Annotated in this window: 12 protein-coding genes; 7 read left to right on the top strand and 5 right to left on the bottom strand. The window is 51.3% G+C overall.

Features of this window, described 5'->3' with window-relative positions; all coding sequences use genetic code 11:
• Window positions 1-119: 119 nt before the first annotated feature.
• From ACO0LD_RS13800 to ACO0LD_RS13790, 3 genes are read right to left on the bottom strand one after another with little or no spacing between them, the layout of a single operon-like run.
• Entirely contained in the window at window positions 120-884 is a 765-nt protein-coding gene (locus ACO0LD_RS13800) for a hypothetical protein (protein ID WP_423007683.1), read from the bottom strand.
• Between the two features lie 20 nt (window positions 885-904).
• On the bottom strand, window positions 905-1522 hold the full coding sequence (locus tag ACO0LD_RS13795; RefSeq protein WP_423007681.1) for a hypothetical protein: 618 nt from the start codon (window positions 1520-1522) through the stop codon (window positions 905-907).
• Window positions 1523-1537: 15 nt separating this feature from the next.
• A complete protein-coding gene (locus ACO0LD_RS13790; RefSeq protein ID WP_423007679.1) occupies window positions 1538-2017 on the bottom strand; it encodes a glycine zipper 2TM domain-containing protein in 480 nt (159 codons plus the stop codon).
• A 443-nt stretch (window positions 2018-2460) separates the two neighbouring features.
• On the opposite strand from ACO0LD_RS13790, the gene ACO0LD_RS13785 reads away from it, so the two are divergent.
• On the top strand, window positions 2461-3732 hold the full coding sequence (locus ACO0LD_RS13785; protein ID WP_423007677.1) for an O-acetylhomoserine aminocarboxypropyltransferase/cysteine synthase family protein: 1272 nt from the start codon (window positions 2461-2463) through the stop codon (window positions 3730-3732).
• 24 nt (window positions 3733-3756) lie between these two features.
• Here the strand turns inward: ACO0LD_RS13785 and ACO0LD_RS13780 are convergent, their stop codons facing one another.
• Window positions 3757-6066, bottom strand: a complete 2310-nt coding sequence (locus ACO0LD_RS13780; protein ID WP_423007675.1) for a sensor histidine kinase — start codon at window positions 6064-6066, stop codon at window positions 3757-3759.
• A 225-nt stretch (window positions 6067-6291) separates the two neighbouring features.
• Here ACO0LD_RS13780 and ACO0LD_RS13775 point away from each other — a divergent pair, with 225 nt between their 5' ends.
• The 4 genes from ACO0LD_RS13775 to ACO0LD_RS13760 all read left to right on the top strand — a co-directional run bounded on the left by ACO0LD_RS13775 (window position 6292) and on the right by ACO0LD_RS13760 (window position 10639).
• Entirely contained in the window at window positions 6292-6780 is a 489-nt protein-coding gene (locus tag ACO0LD_RS13775) for a rhodanese-like domain-containing protein (protein WP_423007672.1), read from the top strand.
• Window positions 6781-6818: 38 nt separating this feature from the next.
• Window positions 6819-7775 carry a serine O-acetyltransferase EpsC gene (epsC, locus tag ACO0LD_RS13770; RefSeq protein ID WP_423007670.1) on the top strand — a complete coding sequence of 319 codons (957 nt, stop codon included), beginning with the start codon at window positions 6819-6821 and terminating at the stop codon, window positions 7773-7775.
• Window positions 7776-7884: 109 nt separating this feature from the next.
• Entirely contained in the window at window positions 7885-8826 is a 942-nt protein-coding gene (locus tag ACO0LD_RS13765; protein ID WP_423007668.1) for a family 2A encapsulin nanocompartment shell protein, read from the top strand.
• Window positions 8801-10639, top strand: coding sequence for a family 2A encapsulin nanocompartment cargo protein cysteine desulfurase (locus tag ACO0LD_RS13760; RefSeq protein ID WP_423007666.1), 1839 nt, complete (start codon window positions 8801-8803; stop codon window positions 10637-10639). Before ACO0LD_RS13765 ends, ACO0LD_RS13760 begins: the two co-directional genes overlap by 26 nt.
• A 61-nt stretch (window positions 10640-10700) precedes the next feature.
• Here the strand turns inward: ACO0LD_RS13760 and ACO0LD_RS13755 are convergent, their stop codons facing one another.
• Window positions 10701-11282: a TetR/AcrR family transcriptional regulator gene (locus ACO0LD_RS13755; protein ID WP_423007664.1), complete on the bottom strand. Its 582-nt coding sequence runs from the start codon at window positions 11280-11282 to the stop codon at window positions 10701-10703.
• Window positions 11283-11417: 135 nt separating this feature from the next.
• Here ACO0LD_RS13755 and ACO0LD_RS13750 point away from each other — a divergent pair, with 135 nt between their 5' ends.
• Both ACO0LD_RS13750 and ACO0LD_RS13745 read left to right on the top strand, forming a co-directional pair.
• A complete protein-coding gene (locus ACO0LD_RS13750) occupies window positions 11418-12284 on the top strand; it encodes an alpha/beta fold hydrolase (protein WP_423007662.1) in 867 nt (288 codons plus the stop codon).
• Complete coding sequence (locus ACO0LD_RS13745; protein WP_423007660.1) at window positions 12281-13678, top strand: MFS transporter; 1398 nt, start codon at window positions 12281-12283, stop codon at window positions 13676-13678. Before ACO0LD_RS13750 ends, ACO0LD_RS13745 begins: the two co-directional genes overlap by 4 nt.
• Window positions 13679-13702: the final 24 nt, after the last annotated feature.

The following is a 13702-nucleotide window of genomic DNA, read 5'->3' as shown; positions in this document are numbered from 1 at the left end:
CCTCGTCCATAGTTTTACCATTGGCCAGCCCACGTTATGAGGCAAACGCATCTCACCCTATTTATGAAATGAGTTCTAGTACGGCATCCTCATCAGTTTTTGTGATCGCGCAGACTATATCAGCCGCCAACACCACCAAAAAAACGTACCCAACTGGACACTTCATCGTCAGAACCTATGCTACGTTCAGTACAGATATTCCTTCTGCCCGCACCATTGTCCTTGAGTTCACCAGTGTCAGTAATGTAATACGCCGTGCGATACCATTCTTCTTCTTTTTTGAAGTTGGGCTTGTGGATGATGATGGTTTGTATCATGGTCGGCATTACCTGGCCTTCTTTGGTTTTGCAATTCCATTTGACTGCTGAGCCTGTGTCGTCGCCGACTATGCCACCAATGTGATTGCCTTTGAATTGTTCCCATCGTATCTGATAAGTCACATACGGCAGTTTGCTGGCACCAGCCTTGAATTCTGCATTGTCTTTATTTGCTGGCACTGTGTCGACTACGACTAGCAGCACATGAGCATTACGCTTGAATGGCATCTTGCGGAAGTTAGGACTTTCCCTGATCCAGTAAGAGACAAAATACTTGCCTGCTTTGGATTCATACACCTTGCGCAAACTATTATCTGCGAACAATGCCTCGCGTGACTCAAGTACTAGTTTATAGCCAAGTTTTTCGCCTTTGATATTGATGGCAGAGTAGGCAAATTCGCGATATTTTTTATCGGTGGCCATGCGGCTGTAGATCGGGCTGTCTGCGCGTTGCGTGATGACATTGGCATCCTGGTCCATCTTTGGCAGGTCAGTCCATATTTGCGCCTGTGCGACAGTGCTCAGGCAGCAAAAAACAATTGCAGTCAACTGGTGGGATATTTTCATTCGGTATCTATCAAAAGCGATTATATTTTACGACCTATCGTCAACGAAAAATGTTCCAGTTGATCCACGAACGCTGCTTTGGAAACATAGACACTGACGATGCTGCGCTCAGCATCATTGATCCAGAACTTGATAAAGCCTATGTCTTTGCGTTTGATGAACATGTGGATCAGGACATGAAATATCCCGGCACCCATGGCTGCCCCCAGCACTGCCTGCCCCTGGGGGGTACTGGTTGATCCTCCAACCACGACACCCGTGATTTCCCCTCCGCCTGCAGGGGTCATTTCCCAGCGCAGGAATTGGCTGGCAGGTACCGTCTTCCTGGTTTTTCCATCGATCAGGAAAAGCGTATTGGTACTGTAATTGATGGCCATGGCATTGTCGCCACAGATATCTATGCAGGATTCATTGGTGACTTGCGACATGTCACGTATTGCTTTGATCATGTCCTGATGAGCTTGTCTTGCTTTACGATAATTGGAATAGAAGCTGTAGGGTATCCAGAGTAACACTGGGAGCCCTAAAATATTGCGCATATATTGCAAGCTGGTAATTTGCCCTATCAGATAAAACAAAACCAAAGCAATCAATATCGTGCGGATATTGGGACGTTTAAACAAACTCAGCAAGACCATAATGACTCCAACGTGCTACATGGGCAGAACTTGCGCCATATTTTGCGTGTAGATTACCCGCACTGGCTGACCTATGTAATAGGAATCGCGTCCCTGTTGTTCCTGAGTGACAGTGATCAGGCTGCCGTTGCTGCGCAGACGGACCACAATTTCCAGACCCGGCACATTCACCATGGAATTTTGCTCCGCGATGGCATTACCAACCACGCCACCGACGACGCCACCTAATACCGTGCTGACTTTTTTGCCGTTACCCTTGCCAATCTGATTGCCCAGCGCTGCGCCTGTGACCGCGCCTACCACTGCACCGGTGGCACCTGTCCGGCCCTGCTTTTGCAGCGTCGTCCTGCGCATGTCCTGGATGTCACCTACTTCGGCATTCTGCTGATCTTGAAAACCACCCGCCCTGACATTGCGGGGCTCATTTTGTGCAGGCGTGGTTGTACATGCCGATGCAGCGAGAATAAACATTGCCAGCGGGATAAATTTTTTCATTTATATAGCAGCCTCATACAGGATTTCATGGGATTTCACGGAAATTTGATTGTGTTTTCCCGACCTATTATAAATATCAAACTATAAATAATTGTCGTTTTATATTGTAAGTTTGTATTTCAAATTCAAACTTAATGAAGTTTTTGATAATGTTTTTATTGTAATATGATTCACTTTTCTTGCTTGCTTATATGCTGTTTTTTTAGCTGCTACCGAGTAAGCACAAGTACAGGCAAAAGAACAAATAGCCGTCTTTTTATGCAGTTTTCAGACGACAAACATGCGGCCCGAATGAAACCTGTTTCATTTGCCTGGATTTTCTTGAATTTTCTAGATAAGCAAACTCGAAATGCTTCCTTGTTATTTAGAAGCAGTATTTTTATGATCAATTTTATTATTCAAACTTATTATTCAAACTCATTATTCAAATAAAGGACATCTTGATGAAGCTGGAAACCATAGCCGTACACGGTGGCTATACACCTGATCCGACCACACGCGCAGTTGCAGTACCTATCTACCAGACAGTCGCCTATGCGTTTGACAATACCCAGCATGGCGCTGACCTGTTTGATTTGAAAGTGCAAGGCAATATTTATTCACGCATCATGAATCCTACCAATGATGTGCTGGAAAAACGCGTTGCTGAACTGGAGGGCGGTATCGCCGGTCTGGCGCTGGCTTCTGGCCAGGCCGCAATTACCTATGCGATACAGACGATTGCCGAGGCAGGTGACAATATCGTCTCTGCCTCTACCCTGTATGGTGGCACTTACAATCTGTTTGCCCATACACTTCCGCAATTTGGCATAGAAACCCGCTTCGCCGATTACCATGACCCTGAATCCTTTGCCAAACTCATTGATGCTAAAACCAAGGCGGTGTTTGTCGAGTCTATCGGTAATCCGTTAGGTAATATCACTGATATCGAAGCCATCGCCAATGTCGCTCACAGGCACGGCGTGCCGCTGATAGTCGATAACACCGTGCCATCACCGTATTTGTTGCGCCCCATAGAATTTGGTGCAGACATCGTGGTTCATTCATTGACCAAATACCTGGGTGGGCATGGCAATTCCATAGGTGGCATCATCGTTGATTCTGGCAAGTTCCCCTGGGCTGAACATAAAGAGAGATTCAAACGCCTGAATGAACCTGATGTTTCTTATCATGGCGTGGTGTATACCGAAGCACTGGGTGCTGCAGCTTATATAGGCCGTGCCCGCGTCGTACCTTTGCGTAATACCGGTGCTGCCTTGTCCCCTTTCAATGCCTTCCTGATCTTGCAGGGTATAGAAACCCTGGCCCTGCGCCTGGACAGAATCACTGAGAACACCATCAAGATTGCTCATTATCTGGATAAACATGCCAAAGTGAAATGGGTCAATTACGCTGGCCTGCCTGAGCACAAAGACCATGCGCTGGCGCAGAAATACCTGGGGGGCAAGCCATCCGGCATCCTGACTTTTGGCCTGGGAGGTGGACGCGATGCCGGTGGACGCTTCCAGGATGCCTTGCAATTATTCACCCGCCTGGTGAATATTGGTGATGCCAAGTCCCTGGCTTGCCATCCGGCAAGCACCACGCACCGTCAATTGAATCCTGAAGAATTGGCAAAAGCCGGTGTCACTGAAGACACCGTACGTTTATCGATAGGCATAGAGCATGTTGATGACCTGATTGCTGATCTGGAGCAGGCACTGGCAGCAGCTTAGCTTGCTTCAATACCGCTGGCGGCATTAGTTGTCATTAGTTGTAGAGGTTCCTGCCAGCGGCAATTCAAAAAAGAACTGGCTGCCGACATCCACCGTGGAGGTGAAGCCTATGCTTCCCTCCATTTTTTCTATGATGGTTTTGCAGATATTCAGGCCCAGGCCAGTGCCGCCTTTCTTGCGGGTGTTGGAACCATCAACCTGGCTGAATTTCTGGAATATCTTGCTATGGAAGTTGGGAGGAATGCCGCAGCCATGGTCGGTAACGATGACCTTGATTCTTTGCCTGGCCAAATTCATTTCCACGGTCACTTCCACCTCGCCACCCTTGTGAGAGAACTTGATCGCGTTTGACAATAGATTGGCCAGTACCTGGGCGACGCGGTGGCGGTCAACATTCACTATCATCCCGGCATAGGCCTCATGCCAGTGGATGCTGACGCCGTATTGATCGGCATACGATTTATTGGCACTGATGGCATCCTGTATCAAAGGGCCAATCTGACTGGGCTGGAAATTGAATTCCATCTTGCCTGAGGCGATTTTTTCCAGATCGAGAATATCGTTGATCAGGTGTAGCAGGCGGTCACCATTGCGCATGGCCACCGTGATCAATTCATGGGCTTTTTCCGGCACCTGACCAGCAACACCGGCTGCTACCAGACGGAGCGCGCCGTTGATGGATGTCAGTGGTGTACGCAATTCATGGCTGACCATGGAGACGAACTCATTCATCATCATCTCTACCCGTTTGCGGTCAGCAATGTCAAAGCTCATCGCATAAAAACCAGTGACTTGCCCGGCATCGTCATAAGCAGGTACATACACAGACTGGTAATAGTAAGTACGTTTGTTTAATTTGCCTTCACCTTCAAAACTGACACGTTCACCTGCCAGCACGGTTTGCACTTGCTGGGCGTGGGTTTTATAAAACTCATCGCCGACGACTTCACGTAAAGTCTTGCCCAGCAATTGCTCGGGCTTGACCCCAAATTCTGTCGTCACGAAAGCATTCACGAATAAATAGCGTTCTTGCCTGTCCATGAAGGTGATGATGCAGGGCAGGTTGTCGGCTATGGCTTGCAAACGGCTTTGTACACTGCGTTGCTCTTGCAAGGCATCTTCCAACTGGCTGGCTTTCAGTTCAATTTCACGCGTACGTTCGACGACAGTTGCTTCCAGATCCTGGTTGCTGCGCTCAATTTTTGTCAGGTACTGCTCTTCTTTTTCCAGCATCCCGGCTATCGTGGTTGATAACAAATGGGCTTCATGAAAGCCATGAACCACCGGCAGGCTGGCTTGCACGGTCTGGACGCTACGGGTCTGGCTACGTTGCTCCATGAAGGAACTGAGTTTGATCAGTGAGGATGACATGCGACGTGCCATCAATGATGCCAGCAGTGCCAGTATCACGCCCAGTACGGCGCCAGATATCATGATTTCGCGCTGCAGATTATGCAAGGCAGCCAAGGCAACGTCCTTAGGCTGGCGCACCAATATACTCCATTGCAAGGCTGGATAATTGCGCGCCTGCCCGGTCATGGTATAGGCGGTCAGATACTTTTGGCTACCTTCCCAAACTTCTTCGGTAACACCACTCTTGCCTGAACGTGACAGCTTCAGGCTGCCAGGCGTTATTTTGCTTTCCTCCATCTTGAGTGGCCCAAGCAAGACAGTGCCATCTTCACGTGCGACCATGATTTCTGCCGCATACTGCTTGTCGGCAGGTGCCAATATGTTTTGCACCAGATTACGTGTCCAGTTCCAGCTCAGATGGACACCAAGCACCCCGCGCAATGTACCGTCTGAACTGTAGACAGGAATCGACACATCAACAAAGCGCCAGGGGTCTATGCTGTAAGGCAGCAGTTTTTGCAACAGCAGGGCAGGGTGATAATCACCTGCATATAAGGCCTTTTTTCCTTCGATGAACCAGGGGCGCTTGCTGACGTCCTGCCCTTCCAGCATGCCCTTGGTGGAAGCCAGCACTTTGCCTTCAGGATCGGCCAGGCCTATCCAGGCGTAGTCAGAGAAATTGTGTTGCAGATGATCAAGGATGCGGCGCGCGTCCGCCGGGTCTTTGCCATCCTTGATTTCATTGAGCTGTGATAATAATTGCACATCACTGACCGATTTTTGCATGACCTGGTCAAGGGCATCACGCATTTGCCAGGCAACCAGCTGCAATCTTTGCTCTGCCTCTTTCTGTGCATAATTTTTGGCAAAATGATCAACCAGCAACAGGGCAGATAAAACAGTAATCAGAACTACGGCACTGACGCCCAAGGTCAGCAAAGTCGTCAGTCGGGGATACGAAGTAGATTTGGCTGTAACCATATTAGCGATAAAGTATTCAGGTTCTTTAAACTGGCTTCCCGTAATCATACGTCTTAATAGGCGGCAATGCGTTATTTGCGCAGTGCAGCAAACATTCGCATTGCGGCGATAGTTAAAGCATATTTGAAATTCGGATAATTAACTTCAATTTTATTCGTTTTCTGTCTTAGGTTATTTCTGTACATTCAAACTCTGTGACGACAAACATGAATACAGAGAACGTGTATGACAGCTACCACATTAACTGAAACCGTAATCCAGCAGCCTGTTGAGCATCCCCTGCTTGCTGCAGCCCGTCAGCGCGCCGCTGATGCCAACCTCGCCTTTGCAGGCAGCATTACTCCTGCGGATGCCTGGCAATTGCAGCAGCAAGGGCTGGCCGTGATCGTCGATGTGCGCACTAATGAAGAGCGTAAATTTGTCGGCCATTTGTCAGACAGCCTGCATGTAGCATGGGCCACAGGTACTGCATTAACGCGCAATCCCCGTTTTGTCAAAGAGCTGGAAGGCAAGCTCAAAGACAAACAGACCGTGGTGCTGCTCCTGTGCCGCAGTGGTAAACGTTCGGCATTGGCAGCAGAAGCTGCCCGCAAGGCTGGTCTGTCAAATGTCTTCAATATAGAGCAGGGTTTTGAAGGCGATCTTGATGAGGCACAGCAGCGTGGGCATCACGGCGGCTGGCGCTTCCACAAGCTGCCCTGGGTACAAGATTAAATCGAATAAAGAATTCGCAATTCATAAGGCAGGCCATCATGGGACAAGCATTGCAACAGACTAAAGAGATACGCGCCTCGTTGTTTGGCATAGAGCAGGTCGTCAGTGAGCTGGCGGTAGTGCGCCATGCCTGGCGTCGTCGCCAGCAAAGGTCAGCCGAACCTGGCGGGCGTGAATTGCCTTCGCGTGATGCACTGGCAAAAATCCTCAATGACTTGCGTGGTGCCTTGTTCCCCATGCGTCTGGGGCCGCCTGAATTGCGGCAAGAGAGTGAAGATTTTTATGTAGGCCACACGCTCGATACGGTCCTGCATTCGCTGCTGGGCCAGGTCAGGCTGGAACTCAGTTATGCCTCGCGCTATCACGAAGAAGAAGGTCTGCATATCGATGACCGGGCGCTGACGATAGTGCGTGAATTTTCCCGTGCCTTACCGGGTATACGTTCTTTGCTGGACAGTGATGTGATTTCGGCCTACCAGGGTGACCCGGCGGCGCGCACGGTAGATGAAGTCTTGCTGTGCTACCCCGGCATCCTGGCGATGATACATCACCGCATTGCCCATCAGTTGTACCAGCTCGGTGTGCCGCTACTGGCGCGCATTGTTGCCGAGATTGCGCATGGTCAGACAGGTATAGACATCCACCCCGGTGCCAGCATAGGTGCAGGTTTTTTCATCGACCATGGTACCGGTGTGGTGATAGGCGAGACTGCCGTCATCGGTCAACGTGTGCGTATTTACCAGGCCGTCACGCTGGGTGCAAAACGCTTTCCCAGTGATGAGGACGGCAAGCTGCAAAAAGGCTTGCCACGTCACCCCATCGTTGAAGACGATGTGGTGATCTATGCCGGTGCCACGGTACTTGGCCGCGTCACCATAGGCCGTGGTGCCATCGTTGGTGGCAATGTATGGGTCACCAGCGATGTCGCTGCAGGCAGCCATGTCAGCCAGGCCAGCTTGCGGCACGAACAGCAAAATCCCGTTTCTTTGGTTTGAATAAGTGAGCTTCAAATAAGGTGCCGGGTATTTGATACCCCGGCTCCTTATCCCCGCACGCCTGTTCATGTTTATTTTTTTCAATACACTGACTTTTATGGAGTGATTAATGAGTGATGCAAATAATGAAGTAACTGCAGGTAATTTCGCCCTTAGCGACAATGCCGCCAGGCAGTTAGCGAACGCGACCAAGACCGTCCCGCAGTTATCCACCATCTCACCACGCTGGCTGGTGCACCTGCTGCAATGGTTGCCGGTAGAGGCAGGTATTTACCGCCTCAACAAGGTAAAAAATCCCAAGGACGTGCGGGTAGCCTGCTCCCAGCGTGATGAATCTGAATTGCCGCAAACCTTTGTCGATTATGACGAACAGCCACGTGAGTATTTCCTGAATGCGGTAGCCACCGTGCTGGATGTACATACCCGTATTTCTGATCTGTACAGCAGTCCGCATGACCAGATCAAGGAACAATTACGCCTGACCGTAGAAACCATCAAGGAACGTCAGGAAAGCGAACTTATCAATAATCCTGATTATGGTCTGCTGGCAAATGTGCATGATGATCAGCGCATCTCTACCCTGACAGGTGCACCTACACCAGATGATCTGGATGATTTGCTGACCAAGGTTTGGAAAGAGCCAGGCTTCTTCCTCGCACACCCATTGGCGATTGCCGCTTTTGGCCGTGAATGCACACGCCGTGGCGTGCCACCACCAACAGTCAGCCTGTTCGGTTCACAATTCCTGACCTGGCGCGGCGTGCCACTGGTACCGTCTGACAAATTGCCTATCGAAGATGGCAAGACAAAAATCATCCTGTTGCGCGTTGGTGAAAAACGCCAGGGCGTGGTTGGCTTGTTCCAGCCTGGCCTGGCCGGTGAGCAAAGCCCTGGTTTGTCCGTGCGCTTCATGGGCATTAACCGCAATGCGATTGCTTCTTACCTCATCTCCCTGTACTGCTCACTGGCAGTATTGACGGAAGATGCCGTGGCTGTTCTGGACGACGTAGAGATCGGTAAATACCATGACTATCCTGACACCTATAAATAATAAAGGCGGTAATACAGGCTCGGCAAACTCCGGTTTGCCAGATGAGGCCGCCCTGAACCGCATGGCATCAGAATTTTTTGCACTGGTGCCCGGTGCTGCGCAGGCAGCTGCGCAATTTCTGCCAGGCTTTAGCCAGGGCAGTACGCCTGAAGCACCGCCTTCAGCACGTACGCCTGTGCACGATAGCAGTTCGGTGCAAAGCCAGCCTTCAGTTTCTGCCAGCGGTGTGCCACAAAATGGCGGTAGCAGCATTGCACCTTCGCGTCCACAAGCCGGTGGTGCCAGTTCCAGCACGCCCTACTATTTTGTCGGGCAAGAGCATGGTTATCCGGTTGCTGACAATAATCTGGACAGCCTGGCGGGACAAGGTACAGGTGCGGGCACAGGCAAGCAGTCTGAAAAAACTTCTTTCGCTTCGCCAGGTCAGGATCAATTACAACGCATTTTGGGTGAACTATATCCAACAACGCCAGCCACGTCTGCGCCAGTGCAACAATCTGGTGGCAGTACTGCGCACCCGGCGTATTATTTCCAGCAAGGGGAGCAAGACTACTGGGATCAGGCACCACGAGCCGCTAATCCATCCTTGGCGGCACCTTTTGACATCAATGCTGTACGCAGGGATTTTCCTATCCTGGCTGAGCGCGTCAATGGCAAGCAACTGGTGTGGTTTGACAATGCAGCGACTACGCAAAAGCCACAGTCGGTGATAGACCGTATCAGTTATTTCTATGAGCATGAGAATTCAAATATACATAGGGCGGCGCATGAACTGGCAGCACGTGCCAGCGATGCTTATGAATCTGCACGTAAAAAGGTAGCCAACTTTCTGGGTGCTGCCAGTGAGCAGGAAATCATCTTCGTGCGTGGTGCGACTGAGGCCATTAACCTGGTAGCACAGACCTTTGGCAAGAAGTTCATCGGTGCTGGTGATGAGATCATCGTTTCTGAGCTTGAGCATCATGCCAATATCGTGCCCTGGCAACAACTGGCGGCAGAGAAAGGTGCTGTCATACGCGTGATTCCTGTGGATGACAGAGGTCAGGTCTTGCTTGACGAGTATCGCAAGCTCTTGAACAGCAAAACCCGTCTGGTGGCGGTAACGCAAGTGTCAAATGCCCTGGGCACTATCGCACCGGTGCATGAGATCACAGCCCTGGCACATGCTGCCGGTGCCCGCGTTTTGATTGATGGGGCGCAAGCCGTGTCACATCTGCGCGTGAATGTGCAGGCGCTGGATGCCGATTTTTATGTCTTCTCAGGTCACAAGGTTTTTGGCCCGACTGGCATAGGCGTGGTGTATGGCAAGAAGGCTTTGCTGGACCAACTGCCACCCTGGCAGGGCGGCGGCAATATGATTGCGGATGTGACTTTCGAGCACACCCGTTATCAGCCAGCACCGGCACGCTTTGAAGCTGGTACTGGCAATATCGCCGATGCAGTGGGCTTGGGTGCAGCGATTGACTATGTCGAGCGCATAGGTCTGGAAAATATCGCCCTGTATGAGCATGCCTTGTTGGAATATGCAACGCATGGGCTGAAGAGCATACCGGGTGTACGTCTGATCGGCACAGCACATGAAAAAGCCAGCGTCGCGTCTTTCGTACTGGCGGGCTATGAAACGGCAGAAGTCGGCAAGGCGCTTAATGATGAAGGAATAGCGGTACGTTCCGGTCATCATTGCGCCCAACCCATCTTGCGTCGCTTTGGGGTCGAAGCAACAGTGCGGCCTTCATTTGCTTTCTACAATACTTGTGAAGAGATAGACCGCCTGCTGGCTGAGGTACGCAGGCTGGCGAATAATCGTAAGTGAAGTAAATAAGTTGATTTATCGCCTGCCCTTTGGAGAAAGGGCAGGCGTTTTTACTTCTATATTATTTCTGTACAGCCTTCAACACAAAATCACCTGTATCACGCAGTACTGCTTTGGATTTCGCAGGGCTATCCATCATGCGCGACAACAGCAATCCACCTATCAATGAAGACAAGACACCATGCGCGGTAGTGGCATCATCCTTTGCGCCGGAGCGTTGCAATTGTTTGCTGATGATGGCCAGTAACTGATCGACTCCTTGCGCCATCACTTCCTTGCTTGCTGCCTCACCGCGTGCTGCTTCTGCCCCCAGTGCCGCAATCGCACAACCCTGGCCAGGATGTTCACTATGTGCCCGGCTCAGGTAGCTATGCACCAGGCTGGCGATCGCTTCTTCATCGCTGACAAGTTCAGTCTTGCGCAGTAGCTCTGTGCGGGTGGTTTCCAGTGCAGTGGAACAGGCTTCGGCGATCAATGCTTCTTTGGATTCAAAGTGTTTATAGAAGCCGCCATGTGTGAGACCAGCTTCTTTCATCAGGTCGGCCACGCCTATGCCGTTGATGCCATGTTCGCGATACAGACGGGCAGCGGTTTCTACTATGCGTTCGCGGGTTTGCGCGGTTTGTTCACGTGAATTTCTCATTTTTGGTTATTCCTTATTGGACAACTAGATACTTTCTATTCCAGCAATACTCAATCAATGTTTGACACAAGTTTGTATTTTAGATGATAATCGACATCTATTGGATTATATTCATCATCTAATTTGGAGAGCAGCATGAATACACCAGCCAGCGCAATAAATTATGCAGCAAATAATGCAACAAATAAGCCCATCATGGACATGATCTTGCAGGCGTTCACAAGACCGCAAAGACTGGCTGAAACAGAAGATGACAGAAATGCACTGGCGCATGCGCGGCCTGTCAGCATCCCCTATGCGGGTCTGGAATTGCGTGCCTGGACCTGGGGGCAGGGGCCGCAAGTCTTGCTTCTGCATGGTTGGGAAAGCCGTGCCAGCCACATGGCTGGTTTTGTCAGACCTCTACTACAGGCAGGCTTTAGCGTGACAGCACTGGATGCACCTGCGCATGGTGCATCGCAAGGAGAAAGCACCAATGTGCTGGACTACGGCAAGGCCGTCGTCGCTGCGGCTCAACATCTGGGACCGCTGACGGCCACTATTGCACATTCAGTAGGCTCAGCGGCCAGCCTGTATGCCTTTGCCCATGGTGTGCAAGTGCAGGCCAGCGTGCATCTGTGCGGCCCTGCATCATTGACGCGGGTATTCCAGTACGCCGCCAGGGCAGGTGGGCTTGATGAAGCAGCAAGGCAGCAGCTGGAGCAGATGCTGGTCGCAAGCATAGGTGCAGCGCTGGCATCCATGGATTTGGAGCGACTGCAAGATGGCATGCGTCAACCGGCCCTGATCATGCATGACCCTGAAGATAAAGAAATGCCCTACTCCGAAAGCCAGGCGCTTGCTGCTGCCTGGCCACAAGCCAGTCTGGTGGCAAGTGCAGGAACCGGACACAGGCGCATCTTGCGCACACCAGAGATACATGCGGCAGCAGTCAGCTTCATTATTAACAAACTTGCCGCCGATATTGTTGAACGAGTGGTCGAAGCCGGAGAAATATCATGAAACCCCTCAGTCCCTGGTCTACTTTTGCGCTGGCCAGCGTTGCCGTATTTCTGGTGTCGCTGGATGCCACCATAGGCTTCGCTGTTTTCCCTGCACTGCGTCATGCCTTCCCGGATGTCAGACCCAGTGAACTGTCCTGGGTCTTGAATGCCTATACCATCGTCTATGCAGCATTGCTGGTGCCTGCCGGGCGTCTGGCGGACTTGTTGGGGCGCAAGCGACTGTTCATTATTGGCGTAGGGGTGTTTACCCTGGCGTCAGGTTTGTGCGGTGTCGCTGGCAGTACAGACATGCTGATACTGTTCCGCGTCTTGCAAGCCGTCGGCGCCGCCTTGCTGACACCGACTTCACTTGCTCTGGTATTGCAGGCTTTTCCGGTTGAAAAACGTGCTATCGCTGTCAGCCTGTGGGGTGCAGTCGGTGCACTGGCTGCTGCTGTTGGCCCCAGTGTCGGCGCGCTCATCATAGAGGGTACTAACTGGCAGTGGGCTTTTTTAGTGAATGTACCGATAGGTATCATCGCCATGATCAGGGCGGCCCTGAGTTTGTCTGAATCCCGTAATCTGGAAACTGGTCATCGCTTTGACTGGCCGGGTGTACTCATGCTCATCGCAGGCAGTGGCTTGCTGATACTTGGCATCGTTCAATCCGACAGCTGGGGCTGGCAGGCACCCGCTACTCTCGCCACGATATCAGCCGGTGTGGCATTGCTGCTCATCTTCATTTTCTGGGCGAAGGGCAAGCCGCATGCGGCGGTGGACCTGAGTTTGTTTCAGGACAGGAATTATCGTTTTGTGAATGCCGCCTCCCTGGTATTTGGTGCAGCTTTTACTGCCATGTTTCTGAGCTTCTTTTTGTTCATGACAACGATCTGGCATTACGGGCTGACCAAGGCTGGTTTTGGCATCACCCCCGGCCCCTTGCTGGTCATGCCGGTGGCGATTATCTCTGGCCGCTATGTCGCGCGTCTTGGTCATAGACCATTGCTGGTAGCAGGTGGATTAATCTATGCCCTGAGTGGCTTGTGGTTTTATCTGAACACCAGTCTGACTGCTGATTATCTCAGCGTGTGGTTGCCTGGCATGCTGCTCAGTGGCATAGGCGTGGGCCTGGTTCTGCCTTCGTTGTCAGGTGCCGCGGTGGCGCGCTTGCCAGCAAAACGCTTTGGTGTGGGTAGTGCGGTGAATCAGGCAATACGCCAGTTCGGTTCAGCTCTGGGTGTGGCTTTTACTGTAACCATACTGGGTGGACAAGTGCAAAATCTGCAGCAATTCCGCTATGTCTATCTTTTCCTGATTGCTGGCGGCGTATTGACTGCTTTGCTGAGCCTGTTCATCAGGACGCAGCCTGTGTCGGTTCAGGAAGCAAGTGCCAAGGCCACAGCAGCAGCCTGAGCTTGAGACTATACTGCTACAAAG

Source organism: Undibacterium sp. Ji83W, from assembly GCF_049340385.1.
Taxonomy (GTDB): Bacteria; Pseudomonadota; Gammaproteobacteria; order Burkholderiales; family Burkholderiaceae_D; genus Undibacterium.
The sequence above is the reverse complement of the archived record's forward strand: the minus strand, read 5'-3'. Positions and strand labels throughout refer to the sequence as shown.

What these genes read in the sequence shown, in the direction of transcription:
- ACO0LD_RS13800 (WP_423007683.1), bottom strand. Translation starts at nt 884, where the DNA reads ATGAAAATATCCCACCAGTTGACTGCAATTGTTTTTTGCTGCCTGAGC.
- ACO0LD_RS13795 (WP_423007681.1), bottom strand. Translation starts at nt 1,522, where the DNA reads ATGGTCTTGCTGAGTTTGTTTAAACGTCCCAATATCCGCACGATATTG.
- ACO0LD_RS13790 (WP_423007679.1), bottom strand. Translation starts at nt 2,017, where the DNA reads ATGAAAAAATTTATCCCGCTGGCAATGTTTATTCTCGCTGCATCGGCA.
- ACO0LD_RS13785 (WP_423007677.1), top strand. Translation starts at nt 2,461, where the DNA reads ATGAAGCTGGAAACCATAGCCGTACACGGTGGCTATACACCTGATCCG.
- ACO0LD_RS13780 (WP_423007675.1), bottom strand. Translation starts at nt 6,066, where the DNA reads ATGGTTACAGCCAAATCTACTTCGTATCCCCGACTGACGACTTTGCTG.
- ACO0LD_RS13775 (WP_423007672.1), top strand. Translation starts at nt 6,292, where the DNA reads ATGACAGCTACCACATTAACTGAAACCGTAATCCAGCAGCCTGTTGAG.
- epsC (WP_423007670.1), top strand. Translation starts at nt 6,819, where the DNA reads ATGGGACAAGCATTGCAACAGACTAAAGAGATACGCGCCTCGTTGTTT.
- ACO0LD_RS13765 (WP_423007668.1), top strand. Translation starts at nt 7,885, where the DNA reads ATGAGTGATGCAAATAATGAAGTAACTGCAGGTAATTTCGCCCTTAGC.
- ACO0LD_RS13760 (WP_423007666.1), top strand. Translation starts at nt 8,801, where the DNA reads ATGACTATCCTGACACCTATAAATAATAAAGGCGGTAATACAGGCTCG.
- ACO0LD_RS13755 (WP_423007664.1), bottom strand. Translation starts at nt 11,282, where the DNA reads ATGAGAAATTCACGTGAACAAACCGCGCAAACCCGCGAACGCATAGTA.
- ACO0LD_RS13750 (WP_423007662.1), top strand. Translation starts at nt 11,418, where the DNA reads ATGAATACACCAGCCAGCGCAATAAATTATGCAGCAAATAATGCAACA.
- ACO0LD_RS13745 (WP_423007660.1), top strand. Translation starts at nt 12,281, where the DNA reads ATGAAACCCCTCAGTCCCTGGTCTACTTTTGCGCTGGCCAGCGTTGCC.